This window comes from Rhodocista pekingensis (assembly GCF_042665545.1).
GTDB classification, from domain to species: Bacteria; Pseudomonadota; Alphaproteobacteria; order Azospirillales; family Azospirillaceae; genus Rhodocista; species Rhodocista pekingensis.
This window is the reverse complement of record NZ_JBHTCM010000024.1, coordinates 1-14,973: the sequence shown is the minus strand read 5'-3', so window position 1 is coordinate 14,973 and position 14,973 is coordinate 1. Positions and strand designations below refer to the sequence as shown.

Annotated in this window: 13 protein-coding genes; 8 read left to right on the top strand and 5 right to left on the bottom strand. The window is 70.7% G+C overall.

From position 1 onward, the window contains the following. The first annotated feature begins 23 nt into the window (after window positions 1-23). On the top strand, window positions 24-1,682 hold the full coding sequence (locus ACFQPS_RS17290; protein ID WP_377360463.1) for a lipopolysaccharide biosynthesis protein: 1,659 nt from the start codon (window positions 24-26) through the stop codon (window positions 1,680-1,682). Here the strand turns inward: ACFQPS_RS17290 and ACFQPS_RS17285 are convergent. Further along, the gene (locus ACFQPS_RS17285) at window positions 1,572-2,426 is read right to left on the bottom strand and encodes a class I SAM-dependent methyltransferase (protein ID WP_377360462.1); all 855 of its coding nucleotides are present in this window, start codon (window positions 2,424-2,426) and stop codon (window positions 1,572-1,574) included. The genes ACFQPS_RS17290 and ACFQPS_RS17285 overlap by 111 nt on opposite strands. Window positions 2,427-2,588: 162 nt before the next feature. On the opposite strand from ACFQPS_RS17285, the gene ACFQPS_RS17280 reads away from it, so the two are divergent. Further along, the gene (locus tag ACFQPS_RS17280; protein ID WP_377360461.1) at window positions 2,589-3,671 is read left to right on the top strand and encodes a CgeB family protein; all 1,083 of its coding nucleotides are present in this window, start codon (window positions 2,589-2,591) and stop codon (window positions 3,669-3,671) included. A gap of 5 nt (window positions 3,672-3,676) precedes the next feature. After that, window positions 3,677-4,693, top strand: a complete 1,017-nt coding sequence (locus ACFQPS_RS17275; protein WP_377360460.1) for a CgeB family protein — start codon at window positions 3,677-3,679, stop codon at window positions 4,691-4,693. Between the two features lie 40 nt (window positions 4,694-4,733). On the opposite strand, the gene ACFQPS_RS17270 is transcribed toward ACFQPS_RS17275, so the two are convergent. Then, a complete protein-coding gene (locus ACFQPS_RS17270; protein ID WP_377360459.1) occupies window positions 4,734-6,170 on the bottom strand; it encodes an O-antigen ligase family protein in 1,437 nt (478 codons plus the stop codon). A 176-nt stretch (window positions 6,171-6,346) separates the two neighbouring features. Here ACFQPS_RS17270 and ACFQPS_RS17265 point away from each other — a divergent pair, with 176 nt between their 5' ends. Continuing rightward, window positions 6,347-7,582 carry a glycosyltransferase family 4 protein gene (locus ACFQPS_RS17265; RefSeq protein ID WP_377360458.1) on the top strand — a complete coding sequence of 412 codons (1,236 nt, stop codon included), beginning with the start codon at window positions 6,347-6,349 and terminating at the stop codon, window positions 7,580-7,582. A gap of 23 nt (window positions 7,583-7,605) precedes the next feature. On the opposite strand, the gene ACFQPS_RS17260 is transcribed toward ACFQPS_RS17265, so the two are convergent. Genes ACFQPS_RS17260 through ACFQPS_RS17250 form a run of 3 tightly spaced genes read right to left on the bottom strand, consistent with a single transcriptional unit; the run spans window position 7,606 to window position 11,571 of the window. Beyond that, a complete protein-coding gene (locus tag ACFQPS_RS17260) occupies window positions 7,606-8,736 on the bottom strand; it encodes a glycosyltransferase (RefSeq protein WP_377360457.1) in 1,131 nt (376 codons plus the stop codon). Further along, window positions 8,733-10,574: an asparagine synthase (glutamine-hydrolyzing) gene (gene asnB, locus ACFQPS_RS17255; protein ID WP_377360456.1), complete on the bottom strand. Its 1,842-nt coding sequence runs from the start codon at window positions 10,572-10,574 to the stop codon at window positions 8,733-8,735. Before asnB ends, ACFQPS_RS17260 begins: the two co-directional genes overlap by 4 nt. A gap of 34 nt (window positions 10,575-10,608) precedes the next feature. Then, window positions 10,609-11,571: a UDP-glucuronic acid decarboxylase family protein gene (locus tag ACFQPS_RS17250; RefSeq protein WP_377360483.1), complete on the bottom strand. Its 963-nt coding sequence runs from the start codon at window positions 11,569-11,571 to the stop codon at window positions 10,609-10,611. Window positions 11,572-11,767: 196 nt separating this feature from the next. Here ACFQPS_RS17250 and gmd point away from each other — a divergent pair, with 196 nt between their 5' ends. The 4 genes from gmd to ACFQPS_RS17230 form a co-directional block, all read left to right on the top strand. Next, window positions 11,768-12,856, top strand: coding sequence for a GDP-mannose 4,6-dehydratase (gmd, locus tag ACFQPS_RS17245; protein WP_377360455.1), 1,089 nt, complete (start codon window positions 11,768-11,770; stop codon window positions 12,854-12,856). Continuing rightward, entirely contained in the window at window positions 12,853-13,845 is a 993-nt protein-coding gene (gene fcl / locus ACFQPS_RS17240; protein ID WP_377360454.1) for a GDP-L-fucose synthase, read from the top strand. The genes gmd and fcl overlap by 4 nt, the downstream gene beginning before the upstream one ends. After that, the gene (locus ACFQPS_RS17235) at window positions 13,838-14,608 is read left to right on the top strand and encodes a hypothetical protein (RefSeq protein WP_377360453.1); all 771 of its coding nucleotides are present in this window, start codon (window positions 13,838-13,840) and stop codon (window positions 14,606-14,608) included. Before fcl ends, ACFQPS_RS17235 begins: the two co-directional genes overlap by 8 nt. Window positions 14,609-14,650: 42 nt before the next feature. Continuing rightward, on the top strand, window positions 14,651-14,973 hold a 323-nt coding region (locus ACFQPS_RS17230), incomplete at its 3' end, for an NAD-dependent epimerase/dehydratase family protein (protein WP_377360452.1).

Below are 14,973 nucleotides of genomic sequence, written 5' to 3'. Positions count from 1 at the left end.
TGGACGGCGGCGACGACCGGTCGGTGAAAGGGTCCCTGACCCGGGGATTCGGCGCCCGCTTCATCCTGTTCGGGCTCACCTTCGGGCAACAGTTCCTGCTGGTTCCGGCCTATCTGCATGCCTGGGGGGCGGGCATCTACCAGGACTGGCTGGTGATCGGGGCCGTCGCGGCCATGGCCGGCCTGCTCGACCTCGGCATGCAGTTCTATTTCGGCAACAGGCTGACCATGCAGTGGGCCGCCCGTGAGGAGGCGGCCTACGCGAAGACCCTGAAGATCGCGCTGGGGTGCTACGCGGTGGTCACCGCCTCGGCCGTCGCCGGCATCGCTGCCCTGCTGCTGCTGACCGATCCCGTGGCGCTGCTGAAGCTCGGGACGATGCCGCCGGACGATGCCTTCCTGGCCCTGGCCGGCTGTACCCTGGTGAACATCCTGACCGTCGGCATGGGCCTTCTCGGGGTCCTCTACAGGACCCGCGGGCGGTACGAACGGTCGGTCTACATGGGCATCCTGCATTCGCTCTACACGGTGCTGGCGACCCTTGTCTGCCTTCTCCTGGGGGCGGGGCCGTCGCAGATCGCCCTCGTCACGCTGGGCGGGGTCGTCCTCTTCCTCGTCGTGCTTCCCTGGGATCTCCGCCGCCAGTTCGGCTCCCTGCCCTGGGGGTTCGCCCTGCCGGACCGGGCGGAGCTGCGCGACATCGCGGGCCGCGGCGGGCTCTATGCCGTCGGACCGCTCTACCAGATGTCGGTGACGCAGCTTCCGATCCTGGTGCTCAACCATCTCGCCCCGGCGGGCAACGCGGTGATCCTGTTCAGCATCGCCCGCACGCTGGCCGGCATGGTCCGGCAGCTTCCGGCGCAGCTCGCTCCCGGGATCGGCGTGGAGATGTCGATCAAGTACGCGCGGGAGGATCTCGCCGGCGTCCGCAGCATGTTTCTCAGGACCAGCCGCTTCCTGGGCGGCGTCGCCGGATTCGCCGCCGGTATCTCCCTCGTCGCGGCGGAGCCGTTCGTCCGGATCTGGACCGGGGGCGCGGTGGCCCTGGATCTGCCTGTCTTCGCCGTCCTGCTGGCCGGCATCCTTGCCGTCAGCCCCGCGATCCCCAGCCAGACGTTCCTGAGCTTCACCAACCGCCCCCAGGCGCTGACCCTCAGCTATCTGCTGCATGCCGGTCTGTCGTTGCTGCTCATGCTCCTGCTGATCCCCGGGCAGGGGGCCGTCGGTGCCGCCGTCGCGCTGGCGGTGGGGGAGACGGTGGCCATCGGTCTGTTCCTGCCGGCTCTCTGCCATCCGCGGCTGGGGCTGCCGCTGCTTCCCTTCCTGATGGACAGTGCCGTCCGGACCGGCGGGGCGACCCTGATCTCCTGGGGCCTGGCCGGGGCGGCCGCGGCGGTCGTGGCGCCCGCGTCGCCCCTGACGCTGGGCCTGTTCGGTGTGCTCTGGCTGGCGGTGGCCCTGCCGGTGGCCTACCGGGTGGTGCTTTCGGCGGATCAGCGCGACTGGCTGCGGCAGGGGGCGCACCATCGCTTTTCCCGCTTCGCCGGTGGCGGCAGCGGGCGCGCCCGGCGGTCACAGCCCCAGCCGGCGGGCGACCGCGCGGAGAAGGCTGCCGCCGAGGCGCGGCCGCCGGATGTCCCTCGGGATGAAGCTGCTGCCCAGCCGCCGTCCCAGGTGGGCTGACAGGTTGCGCCAGCCCCTCCAGTCGGAGGGCGTCGGCGGGGCCGTGCCGCCGGCCTCCCGCTGTGCCTCCAGATCCAGCCGGTTGAAGGCGGGGTCCGCGAGGTAGCGGTTGTCCTCCGGGTTCCGCCCTTTCTCGATGAAGATCAGGTAGCGGTAGAAGGAGATGCCGACGATCTGCCGGACGAAGGGGTTCGCCACCCCCTCCAGCGTCGTCAGCGCATGCCAGTCGGTGCTTCCGTCCGGCACATGGTTGATGCCGTAGATCAGTTCGGAGAAGGCGTCCAGCGCATCCACCCGGTCGTAGCGGCTGAACTGCGCCACGTCCTCCACGACATAGACGCCGCCCTCGGCCAGATGGGGGAACCAGGTGCGGAAGGTCCCGATCTGTGCCTGGGGATGATGGGCGCCGTCGTCGATGATGATGTCGAAGGATGTCCGCCCGAACCGCTCCAGCGCGGCGCGGGCCACTGCCGGGTTCCGGCTGTCCCCGATCTCGACGGCGAAGCCGTCCGCGTTCAGCCGGGCGCATCCCGGATCGTAGTCCAGCCCGCAGATGGTGGCGTTCGGGAAGAACTCACGCCAGACCTTGAGCGAACGACCGCTCTGCACACCGATTTCCAGCAGGGAACGGACGGTATGGCGGCGATTACCGAAGTGTATCCAGTAGTACCGGAAATAATCATGTGTGATCTTGGTCGGCCGGATGCGTTCGGCGATGTGATCCAGGTCGGTCTTTTCGGTCATGGCGTTTCCGTTCCCGTGATCGGTATGTGCCCGTCAGTCAATCCGTGTCCCATGAGAACTGGATTCGCTGTGTTCGTCGTGATATGCCAGAACGATTCTTTCACGAAAGGCGGCCGATGACCGGGGCAGTCCCGTCATCTGCGCTCCTGTCCCCGATGAAGCATGACCCGGATACTCTATGTCGGTAGCCTGAGTCCAACGGGCACCTGCTGGCACCGCCACATGGCGCTTGGCCGGCTGGGATTCCGGCTCCGGTCGATGGACACGGACATCTATACCGAGGCCGGCAGCCGCGCGGCCCGCTATCTCCGGCTCCGGCTGGGCAGGGGGGAGCTGGTCGACAGTTTCAACCGCGCCCTGCTGGATCAGGTCGCCTGCGCCCGTCCTGACATCGTATGGTGCGACAAGGCCCTGCTGCTGCGCCCCGGGACGGTGCGCGAGGCCCGCCGCCTCGGGGCCTGCGTCCTCCACTACAACCCGGACAACCCCTTCGGCCCGCGCCGGGACCCGGGCTGGCGGCATTTCCTCGCGGCCCTGCCCGAGTACGACGCACATCTGGTTCCCCGCCGCAGCAATCTTGAGGACTATCCGCGGCACGGGGCGCGGCGGGTGGCGCTGCTGCCCTTCGCCTTCGAACCGACGGTACATTATCCCCCGCCTGACGGCTGGACGGACGCGGACCGGCCCCACGCGGTGACCTTCATCGGCTCGCCCTACGACGACAGGCCGCGGTTCCTCTCCGCCCTCGCCGCGCGTCTCGGACGGGAGGTGACGGTCCATGGCAGCCAGTGGCCCCGGCGGAGCCGGCACACCCTGGACCCTGGGGTCCGGCATCGCGGACCCGCACCGGGGGATCTCTACCGGCACGCGATCTGGCGGTCCCGCATCTGTCTGGGCTTCGTCACCCGGTCCAACATCGACGATCTGGCCACCCGGACCTTCGAGCTGACGGCGGCCGGGGCCGCTGTCGTCGCCTACAGGACTCCGGACCAGCTCGACGCCCTGCGGGAGGGGACCGAGGCCCTGTTCTTCTCCGATGTTGAAGAATGTGCCCGGCATGTCCAGCTCCTGCTGGACGATCCCGACCGGAGGGTGGAGATGGGAAAGGCGGCGGCCCGCCGGGCCTGGGGCTCCGGCTACGACAATGACAGCCGCATCGCCGCCGCCCTGGACGCGCTGGGCATCGCGGTCCCGGTCCCGCCGGTCCGGCATACGGGGCCGGTGCGTCCTGCCGTGACGGTCTGACGGCGATGCAGCGGCGCATCCTCTATGCCGGGGAGATGTCCGGCATCTCGAACACCCGGCACCGCATCGCCGCCTTGCGGCGGCTGGGCCATATGGTCGTCGAATTCGACATGACCCCCTATCTGACCGCGGGGTCCCGGCTTGCGCGCCAGGCCCGGTACCGCTTGCAGCGGGGCCGTTCGGCCGACCGCTGCAACCAGGATCTCCGCCTCGCGGTGGAAGGCGCCCGACCGGACATCGTCTGGGCGGACAAGGCCGTCCTGGTCCGCCGGGAAACCGTGGCGGCCCTGCGGACGGCGGGGCGCTGCGTCGTCCACTACAATCCCGACAACCCTTTCGGGCCGAGGCGGGACGGCTGCTGGGGCACGTTTCTGACGGCCTTGCCGGAATACGACGTCCACATCGTGCCCCGCCCCTCGAACCTTGAAGAGTACAGGCGTGCCGGAGCCCGGGAGGTCCGCCTGATGCCCTTCTCCTACGAACCCACCGTGCATTTTCCTCCGCCGGCCGGCTGGTCGGACAGGGACCGACCCTTCACCGTCTCCTTCATCGGGGCGCCCTATGACGACCGTGGCCCCTTCATCGATGCGCTGCGCGTGCGGTACGGCATCAATGTGCAGGTCCACAGCGGCGCATGGCCGGCCCGGTGGCGGTCGCGGCTGGGACCGAGCCATCATCCCTCCACCTACGGTCACGGCTACCGCGAGACGATCTGGAAAAGCCGCATCTGTCTCAGCTTCGTGACCCGGTCGAACGTGGACACGCTGGCCCGCCGGACGTTCGAGATCGCGGGTTGCGGCGGGTTCCTGCTGGCGCAGCGCACCGGGGACCATCTGCTGAGTTTCGAGGAGGGACGGGAGGCCCTGTTCTTCGACGATGTGCGGGACTGCGCGGACCTGATCCACCGCTTCATGCACGACGAGCAGGCCCGGTCCACGATCGCCGCCGCCGGACGCCGCCGGGCGGAGATGTCGGGCTACGGTAACGATGCCCGTCTGGCCGCCGTGCTGGAGGGGCTGTGACGGTTCCGCGCGTCCGGCCCCGCGCGTCCGTGACGGGGCGTCATGACGGGTCCCGGGAACTGCGGGCCTGGGCGTAGCCCATCCCCAGCAGCGCCGCATAGGTCGCCGCGACCGCCGGGATCTGGAGGCTGAAATCCACCAGGGAATGGACGGCCACCACCGTCGTGGCCGCCGCCGCGGCACCGGGATAGACCCAGTCGCGCCGCCGCCCGGCGCTGCCCTGGAAGCAGCGTGCCGCGACGGCGCCGATGCTGCCCCAGAGCACCAGCGCCGCCGGTATGCCCAGACCCAGCATGCCTTCCAGATAGTCGTTGTGCCCCCTGTCGATGCTCGGCAGGGAGCCGTTGCCGGACAGTGCCAGGGCCGCCTCCCGGTCCAGGAAGAGGCTGAAGGTCTGTTCGAAGGTGCCCAGGCCGTAGCCGACCAGGGGCGAACTGGCGATGGCGCGCAGCATCACCGTGTTGAGGATCTCCCGCGCCTGAACCGGTCCCTCGTTGACGATCCGGAAGATCGTCCCCTCGCCGCCGATCTGCACCATCACCGTCAGTCCGACGAGGCCGCCCAGCAGCAGCAGCACCCGCAGCAGTCCGGTCCGCCGCCGGGCCCGGGCGCAGAGGGCGATCGCGGCGACCGAGCCCGCCGCCGCCGCGGCGAGGCCGCCGCGCGAATGGCTCATCAGGATGCCCGACAGAAGGACGATGGCGACGGCCAGCAGGACCAGCCCGTAGGTGCCGGCGCGTTCCGTGACGTCCACGATCGCCAGCCGGCGGTTGTCCGGAGCGATCCAGGCGGCGCTCAGCCTGCCGACCAGCAGCGCCAGCGCGCTGACGAGGCCCAGGGCCGCGAAGCAGGCGAAAGAGTTGCGGTTGACGAAGGTCGATGCGACGTCGTCCCGGTAGGCCCAGCGTTCCATCCAGAGAATGCGGTTGTCCAGCAGCTCATAGGTCACGATCCCGTAGGCGGCATAGACGAAGCAGCCGGCCACGACGGTCGCCAGAAGCCTCTGCGCGTTGCGGCGGCTGCGGCAGAGCTGGGCCGTGACGAAGAAGATGGCGGCGCAGGCCGCGAGCATCCCCGCTGACCGGATCGTCGCCGCCGGCGCCAGGGAGATGCGGTGGCCGATGTCCCGCCCCAGCATCGTTTCCGCCTCCGCCCAGAGCGGGTGCGCGACCGCCTCCGGCCAGACGGGCAGCGCCTGGAGCACGGCCCACAGGGCGACGGCCGCCACGGCCAGGGTCGGGCCCGTGCCATGCGGCCAGAACCGCCCTCCCGTTCTGTCGATGCCCGGCGACAGGATCGCCCAGCCGGCCAGAAGGCCACCGGCCGCCATCACGAACAGGTCCGCGGCCCAGGGCCGTGCCCCGCCGAACGGCAGAGGCAGCGTGAGCAGAAGCAGGAGCAGCAGGGCCAGGAGAACCCTGCCGTCCGGCGGGGGGACGTTCCGGTCCGGCGACACGAAGGGGGAGGTGCTGGTCATGGTGACCGGTCCGTCCGGAGCTGGGCTGCCCGGGCCGGGCACGCAGCCCTGCCGAGGTCGATGATAAGACTTGCCAAGTGTCGGGGGCACAGTCAAACAGACAGAACAGACGAAGGCGCGGACCGACCTGACCCCGTCGGGGACGGGCAGCGGGACTCCTGAAGGAAAGACGCGGCATGACGACCGGTCAGGGGCTCCCCCCTCTTCGGACCCGCGCCGGACGGCCGGTTCGTCTTGCCTATGTCGTCACCCATCCCATCCAGTATCAGGCCCCCCTGTTGCGTCAGGTCGCCGCCTGCCCCGACATCGACCTGACGGTCTTCTTCCAGAGCGACCTGTCGGTCAGGGGGTATGTCGATCCCGGTTTCGGGCGGAGCGTCACCTGGGACGTGCCGCTGCTGGAAGGATACCGTCACGAGTTCCTGCCGGCCGTCGGCGGCACCGACCGGGTGGATGTGCTGCATCCCTGGAGCTACGGCCTCTGGCGGCGCCTCCGGCGCGGACGGTTCGACGTGCTCTGGGTCCACGGCTACGGCCGTCCCCACAATCTCGCCGCCATTGCCGCCGCGCGGGCGCTGGGCCTGAAGGTTCTGCTGCGGGACGAGGCGACCTCGGTCAGCCGTGCCCGCTCTCCGGCCCGGCAGGCGGCAAAGACGGCCTTCTTCGCCCTGCTGTCCCGGGCGGTGACGGCCTTTCTCGCCATCGGCAGCCTGAACCGCGACTATTATCTGGGCCATGGCATCGCGGCGGACCGGATCTTTCCGGTTCCCTATGCCGTCGACAACGATTTCTTCCGCCGCCGGGTCGCGGCCGCGCGGCCGGACCGGGAGGCGCTGCGGGCGCGGCTCGGGCTGCCGCCGGACCGGCCCGTCCTTCTCTTCGCCTCCAAGTTCGAGCCCCGCAAGCGGGCGCACGACCTGCTGGAGGCGGTCCGGCGTCTGCCGGCCCTGCTGCCGCCGGACCGTCTGCCGATCCTGCTCTACATCGGCGACGGCGAGCAGCGCGCGGCTCTCGAGCGCGGCGCGGCCGGGCTCCCCCACGTCCATTTCCTCGGCTTCCGGAACCAGTCCGAACTGCCCGCCTTCTTCGATCTCTGCGATGTCTTCGTGCTGCCCTCGGTGGACGAGCCCTGGGGGCTGGTGGTCAACGAGGCCATGAACGCGGGCCGCGCCATCGTCGTCTCCGACAGGGTCGGCTGCGGTCCGGACCTGGTGCGCGACGGGGAGAACGGGCGGGTCTTCCCGGCCGGCGATCCGGACGCCCTTGCCCGGGCGCTGGCCGGAATCCTGCACGATCCGGCGCGCATGGCCGCCATGGGGGCGGCGAGTCTCCGCATCATCAAGGGCTGGGGGTTCGAGCAGGATCTGCGGGGTCTGCTGGCCGCCCTGGAATACGCCCTCGGACGCCGCTGACCGGATGTGCCGCCCCGCCGCCGTCAGGGGAGCCCGCCGGGTCCGGTCGGTCCGTCTGGCGCCCGGGCATCCAGCAGGACATCCAGCAGGGCATGCACCCGGGCGGTGTAGGCGGGAAAGCCGAACCGCTCCAGAGCCCGCGGCACGGCCCCCTTCGGCCGGGTGAGGCCGGCCAGGACGGCGCGGCGGAGGTCCGCCGGACTCCGGGGATCGGCAAGCTCGCCGGGCATTCCGTCCGCGACCACCTCCTGCGACCCGTCCAGCCGGCTGGCGACGACCGGGAGGCCACAGGCCATGGCCTCCACCAGCACCAGCCCGAACCCCTCCCCGGAGCCGCACAGGACGAACAGGTCGGCCAGACGGTAATGGTCGGCCTTCGCCGCCTCCGGCACGAAGCCCGTGAACACGACCCTGTCCCCCAGGCCCAGCCCGCGGGCCTTGCCCTCCAGCCGCGACCTGTCATCGCCGTCGCCGACGATCAGGTAGGCAAGGTCCGGCCTATCCCGCAGCAGGGCCGGCAGCAGGTCCAGCAGCTCGTCGATGCCCTTGTAGCGTTCCAGCGCGGACAGCCTTGCCAGGGTCATCAGGACCGTCCTGCCACGCAGACCGTAGCGGTCCAGCAGCTCCGGCCGGGGAGGGCCTGGTGCGAAGCGGGACAGGTCCAGGGCGTTCGGCAGCACATGCAGTCTCCCGTCCGCCAGTCCGGCCCAGGCCTGGAGCCTGCGCGCCGTGAAGGCACTGACCGCGACCGCATGGTCCACCCGGCGCACCAGCCCGTCCACCGGCCAACGGCCGGTCGGCTGCCAGACATCCACCCCATGCGCCATCAGCGCCGTCGGGATGCGCCGGCCGCGGCGCAGAAGGGCGGCCGCGGGCAGCAGGTTGACATGGCCGCAGAGGATCAGGTCCGACCGCGGGGCCGTCAGAGCCTCCCGCAGCACCGCTCCCAGATAGGCCGCTGCGCTGCTGCCGCGGACGGGCCGGTGCCGGACCCGCTCCGGCACCGGGGCTTCCGGTGGCGGGACGCGGCGCGGCAGGACGACGATCTCCCCGATGCCAGGATGCCGGGCCAACGCCGCCAGCAGCAGCCGGTTCACCTCGGCGATGCCCCCGACCCCGCCGAAGGCCTCATGGAGCAGGACATGCAGCCTCATCCGTCCGACCATTCCGCCAGCACCCTCCGGGCCCAGCCGCGCAGCCCCCTGTCCGGCTGTCTGCCGGCCGTCGCTTCCCCCGGTCGCATCCCGCGCAGCCAGTCGTGCAGCGGGACGAAGAAGCCGGACTTGGGCCTGTCCAGGATCGGGCGGGGCAGCGGGACCGGTGCGGATTCCGCCATCGCGCGTTTGGAGGGCCGTCCCGGCCGTGCCAGGACAGGGGCGAGCCGCCCGACCAGCGCCGTGTCCACCAACGGGACCCGGAGTTCGAGCCCGTGTGCCATGCTGGCCCAGTCCGCATCGCGCAGGAGCTGGTTGCGCATGTACCAGGTCGCCTCCAGCGCCGCGACCTGCACCCAGGGGTCCCGCAGCCCGGCGACGGTCCGGCGCAGGGCTGTCCGCGCCTCCAGCTCCGCCCAGCCGTCCCGCGCCGCTTCGGGGCCCAGGATGTCCGGCAGTTCCCAGGGCATGTGCAGCGCCCGGCGCAGCAGGTAGGCATCGCTGACGGAGGTGCCGTATTCCAGCAGTCCCGCATATTTGGGGGAGGTGAAGCGGCGGAGGAGCGGGGCCGTCAGGCGCCGGAAGCCGACCCCGGCGGGCCGCAGGACGGCGAGCGGTCCCAGCCCTGCGGCAAGGCGCGGCACGTCCCGGAAACTCGGGTAGGTGCCGAACAGCTCGTCTCCGCCCAGGCCGGAGAGCGCCACCTTGATCCCGGCCCGGGCCGCGGCACGGCTGACGTAATAGACGTTCACCCCGTCCGTGCTGGGCTGGTCCATGGCCCGGAGCAGTCCCTCCAGGTCGCCCGCGAAGTCGCTGGCGGAAACCCGCAGATGATGGTGGCGGGTGCCCAGGGCGCGTGCCGCCCCGGCCGCCAGGGGGGCTTCATCGGCCGGCGTTCCCTCCAGCCGGTCGAAGGACACGGTGACCGTGTCCACGACGCGACCGTCCGCTGCCGCCCTGCCTGCCGTCCTGCCCGCTGCCGCGGCGTAGGAGGCGAGAGTGCAGGAATCGAGGCCGGCCGAGAGGAAGACCGCCACCGGAACGTCGGCGACCAGATGGTGGCGGACCGTGTCCTCCAGGGCTTCCCGCAGCGTCCCCGGCCCCGCAGCATCTCCCCGCGGTCCTTCGGCTTCTGCCTTCGCCAGGACCGCCTCCAGCGACCAGAAGCGCCGGGGCGGGCCGACCCCGGAGCGGTCGATCCAGAGACTCGATCCGGGCGGAACGGGAACGATGTCACGGATGATCGTGAACGGCTCCGGCACGGCCCCCCAGAGCAGGAAGCCTGCGGCACCGGCCGGATGGACCCGCCGGGGCACCGCTCCGCCGGCCAGGATCGCCTTCACCTGGGAGGCGAGGCGGACGGTGCCGCCGCGGTCACAGAGATAGAGCGGCTTGATGCCGTAGCCGTCCCGGGCCACGAGCATGCCCTGCCGTGCCTCGTCCCACAGGACGAACGCGAACATGCCGCGCAGGCGGGGCAGCATGGCCGCACCATGGCGGTCATAGAGGTGCAGCAGCACCTCCGTATCGCTCCGGCTGCGCAGGACGACGCCGGCGTCGATCAGCTCGGCCCGCAGGGCCTCATGGTTGTAGATTTCGCCGTTGAAGACCAGGTGCAGCCGTCCGTCGGCGGAGGCCATGGGCTGCCGCCCGGCATCGGACAGGTCGATGATGGCGAGGCGGCGATGGCCGAGCCCGACCTGGCCGTCCGGGTGGCGCCACTCGCCCTGGCCGTCGGGTCCCCGGGCCGCCATGGAATCCGTGATGGCGGCCAGCTCCGGCCCGGACACCCGGGGGGCGACGGGGTCGTAGGCGAAGATGGCGGCTATCCCGCACATGGCTGCCCGTCGCGCCCCCGGTCCGGTCCACCGCTCATCCGGGCGCGGCCTCGGCCAGCAGGGCGGCGAAGTAGCGGATCGTCCGCTCCAGCCCCTCCCGCAGCGGAACCCGCGGTTCCCACCCGAGCAGGGCGCGGGCCCGCGCGATGTCGGGGCAGCGCTGCATCGGATCGTCCACCGGCAACGGCCGGAAGACCAGGTCCGAGCGGGACCCCGTCAGCCCGATGACCTGTTCCGCCAGCTCCCGGATCGTGAATTCGCCGGGGTTGCCGAGATTGACCGGCCCCGTAGCGCCTTCCGGCGCCTGCATCAGCCGGACGATGGCTTCGATCAGGTCGTCAACATAGCAGAAGGAGCGAGTCTGGCGGCCGTCGCCATGGATCGTGATCGGCGCGTTCCGCAGGGCCTGGACGATGAAGTTCGACACCACCCGCCCGTCGTTCGGATGCATCCGCGGGCCGTAGGTGTTGAAGATGCGCGCCACGCGGATATCGACCCCGTGCTGGCGGTGATAGTCGAAGAACAGCGTCTCCGCACACCGTTTCCCCTCGTCGTAGCAGGCGCGCGGTCCGATCGGGTTCACATTCCCCCGGTAGTCTTCGGACTGCGGATGCTGGTCGGGGTCACCGTAGACCTCCGACGTGGATGCCTGGAAGATCCGCGCGCGCAACCGCTTGGCGAGACCCAGCATGTTGATGGCGCCATGCACGGACGTCTTCGTCGTCTGCACCGGATCGTTCTGGTAATGCACCGGGGACGCCGGACAGGCGAGATTGTAGATCTCGTCCACCTCGACGTAGAGCGGGAAGGTCACGTCGTGGCGCAGCAGTTCGAAGCGCGGGTGCCCCAGCAGATGCGCGATGTTGTCCTTGTTGCCCGTGAAGAAATTATCGACGCAGATCACCTCGTTACCGTCCGCGATCAGGCGGTCGCAGAGATGCGAGCCGAGAAAGCCCGCCCCACCCGTCACCAGAACCCGTGTCCGCGCCCGCTTCATCGACCATGTTCCCGTTGCCACCAGTTCCCATGGGAAAACTACCACTTCGGAGCGGCGGACGTGAACCCTCGATCAGATGCCGTCAGGCGCCGGCATCAGCTTTCCCTGATGAAGTCATCGGTTTGACTGTCCCGTCCGGATGGCGCATATCTTACTCCTTGTGGGTCGGTGGCGATTCACAGACGGAGTGTTCGTGATGGGGCCGAAGACGTCTGGCGGACCGAAGAAGGCTCTGATCTTCGGCGTGACCGGCCAGGACGGCTCCTACCTTGCGGAATTCCTGCTGGAGAAGGGCTACACGGTGCATGGCGTGAAGCGCCGGTCCTCCTCCTTCAATACGGCGCGGGTGGATCATCTCTACCGCGACCCGCACGAGGGGCCGACGCGCTTCTTCCTGCACCATGGCGACCTGACGGACGCGACCAACCTGATCCGGCTGGTGCAGGAGATCCGGCCGGACGAGATCTACAATCTCGGCGCCCAGTCGCACGTCCAGGTCAGCTTCGAGGTGCCGGAATACACCGCCAACGCCGACGCGGTCGGCGTGCTGCGGCTGCTGGAGGCCCTTCGGATCCTGGGCATGGCTGACACGGTGCGCTTCTACCAGGCCTCCACGTCGGAGCTGTACGGCAGGGCGCAGGAGACGCCGCAGCGGGAGACGACGCCATTCTATCCGCGCAGTCCCTACGGGGCGGCCAAGCTCTACGCCTACTGGATCACGGTGAACTACCGCGAGGCCTACGGGATGCATGCCTCCAACGGCATCCTGTTCAACCATGAGAGCCCGCGCCGGGGGGAAACCTTCGTCACCCGCAAGATCACCCGCGCCGTGGCGGCGATCGAGCACGGCCTTCAGGAGCGTCTCTATCTCGGCAACCTGGACGCCCGGCGCGACTGGGGCCACGCGCGCGACTATGTCGAGGGCATGTGGCTGATGCTCCAGCAGGACCGGCCCGACGACTACGTGCTGGCGACCGGCGAGACCCGGTCCGTGCGCGAGTTCGTGGAGCGCGCCTTCGCCATCGTCGGGCGGGAGATCGCCTGGCGCGGCGCGGGCGTGGACGAGATCGGCGTCGATGCCCGGACGGGTCAGGCGCTGGTCGGCATCGACCCGCGCTACTTCCGCCCGACCGAGGTGGACCTGCTGCTCGGCGATCCGACCAAGGCGCGGGAGCGGCTGGGCTGGACGCACCGGACCGGCTTCGCCGAGCTGGTGCGGGAGATGGTCGAGGCGGACCTCGAAGCCGTCCGCCAGGGTGCGGCGCCGGAACTGGAGCCGACATGACGGTGGCGGCCGGGAACACGGTGGCGGCCCTGGGCAGTGCGGTTTTCCGGCTGGAGGGCCGCCGGATCTGGGTGGCCGGCCACCGCGGCATGGTCGGCTCCGCCGTCGTGCGCCGTCTGGCGACGGAGGACTGCGAGGTTCTCACCGTCGGGCGCGACCGGCTGGACCTGCGCGACGGGGCGGCGGTGGACCGCTGGCTGGCGGACACCCGGCCCGAGGTGGTGGTGCTGGCGGCCGCCAGGGTCGGCGGCATCCTCGCCAATGCCCGCCAGCCGGCCGATTTCCTCTACGACAACCTCGCCATCGCCGGCAGCGTGATCCATGCCGCCTTCCGCCAGGAGGTGGCGAAGCTGTTGTTCCTGGGCTCCTCCTGCATCTATCCGAAGCTGGCGCCGCAGCCGATGCCGGAGACGGCCCTGCTGACCGGGCCGCTGGAGCCGACCAACGAGGGATACGCCATCGCCAAGATCGCCGGCATCAAGCTGTGCGAGGCCTACCGGCGGCAGCATGGCTGCGACTTCATCTCAGCGATGCCGACCAACCTCTACGGCCCGAACGACAGTTTCCACCCGGAGAACAGCCACGTCCTGCCGGCCCTGCTGCGCAAGGTGCATGAGGCGAAGGCCGCGGGGCGGGAGACGGTGGAGCTGTGGGGCAGCGGCCGGCCGCGGCGGGAGTTCCTGCATGTGGACGATCTGGCGGATGCCTGCGTGCATCTGCTGCGGCACTGGTCGGACGAGCGGACGATCAATGTCGGCACCGGCACGGACATCGCCATCGCCGAGCTGGCGGCGCTGATCGCCGAGGTGGTCGGCTGGCGCGGGCGCTTCGTCTACGACCCGACGAAGCCGGACGGCACGCCGCGCAAGCTGCTGGACGTGTCCCGCCTGACCGCGCTGGGCTGGACCCCGCGCATCCCCCTGCGTGAGGGCATCGCCGCCACCAGCCGCTGGTATCTGGAGAATGCCGGGGAGCTGCGCCATGGCTAGGGCGGACGATGCCGGGGCGGGGTCCCCGCCGGAGAGCCGGGCCGGGCCGCCCCCTCCCGCCGGCAGGGGCTGGCGCCGCCATCTGCTGCCGGCGGCGCTGCTGCTGCTTGCCCTGCCGCCGGCGCTGGAGGCCGGCCGGCGCCTGCCCGCCTCGCTTGTCGGGGTGCCGGCGGCGGCGCTGACCGCGACCTGGAAGGCGAGCGGGGCCGATGCCGACTGGGAGGCGGCGCTGGCCGCCCGGGAGCGGCAGCTCGCGTGGTTCCCGGATCCGGTGGCACAGCAGCGCACCGCCCGGCTGCTGCTGGACCGGGCCGTGCAGGTCGGGGGGCTGGCCGGCACGGCGGACCCGTTGCTGGAGCGGGCGCAGGCCCTGGCGGAGGCCAGCCTGTCCCGGGCCCCGGCCGACGGCCGGGTCTGGGCTCTGCTGGCGCACCTTTCCCTGCTGCGCGGGGACGATCCGTTCCGGACCGTGGATCTTCTCAGAACCTCGATCCTGACCAATCCCGCCGACCCCGGCCTTGCCTTCTGGCGGGTCGATCTGGCGCTGCGTCTGCGCCCCTACTGGGATGAGGCCCTGGAAGACCTGCTGCTGGAACAGTTCCGGCTGGCCTTCGCCTGGGCGGAGGCGGATTTCGTCACCCTGGCTCTGAACCGGGATGCGCTGCTGACGGTGCAGCGCGCGTTCCCGCCCGGGGAGACGCAGGGACGCCGCTTCAACAAGATCGCCGGCGATGCGGTCGTGGGCCGGCTCCCGCCCCGCTGACGGGGCAGGCGCCCCGCCACGGCTTCTGTCGGTCCGCGAAGCATGATGGGGGGGCCGGTGCGGAACCTGTCGGGCGAGGTTGTGCTGGTGACGGGCGGTGCGGGGTATATCGGCTCGCACGCGGTGCTGGGTCTTCTGGAGGCGGGGGCGGTTCCTGTTGTGCTGGATGACCTCTCGACGGGGGTGCGGGAGGCGGTGCCGGCGGGTGTGGCGTTCGAGGCGGGCTCGACCCTGGACCGGGGGCTGGTGGTGGCGGTGCTGCGCCGGCACGCGGTGACGTCGGTGATGCACTTCGCCGCCAGCTTGGTGGTGCCGGAGTCCGTGGCGCGGCCGCTGGCCTACTACCGCAACAACGTGGCCGGCAG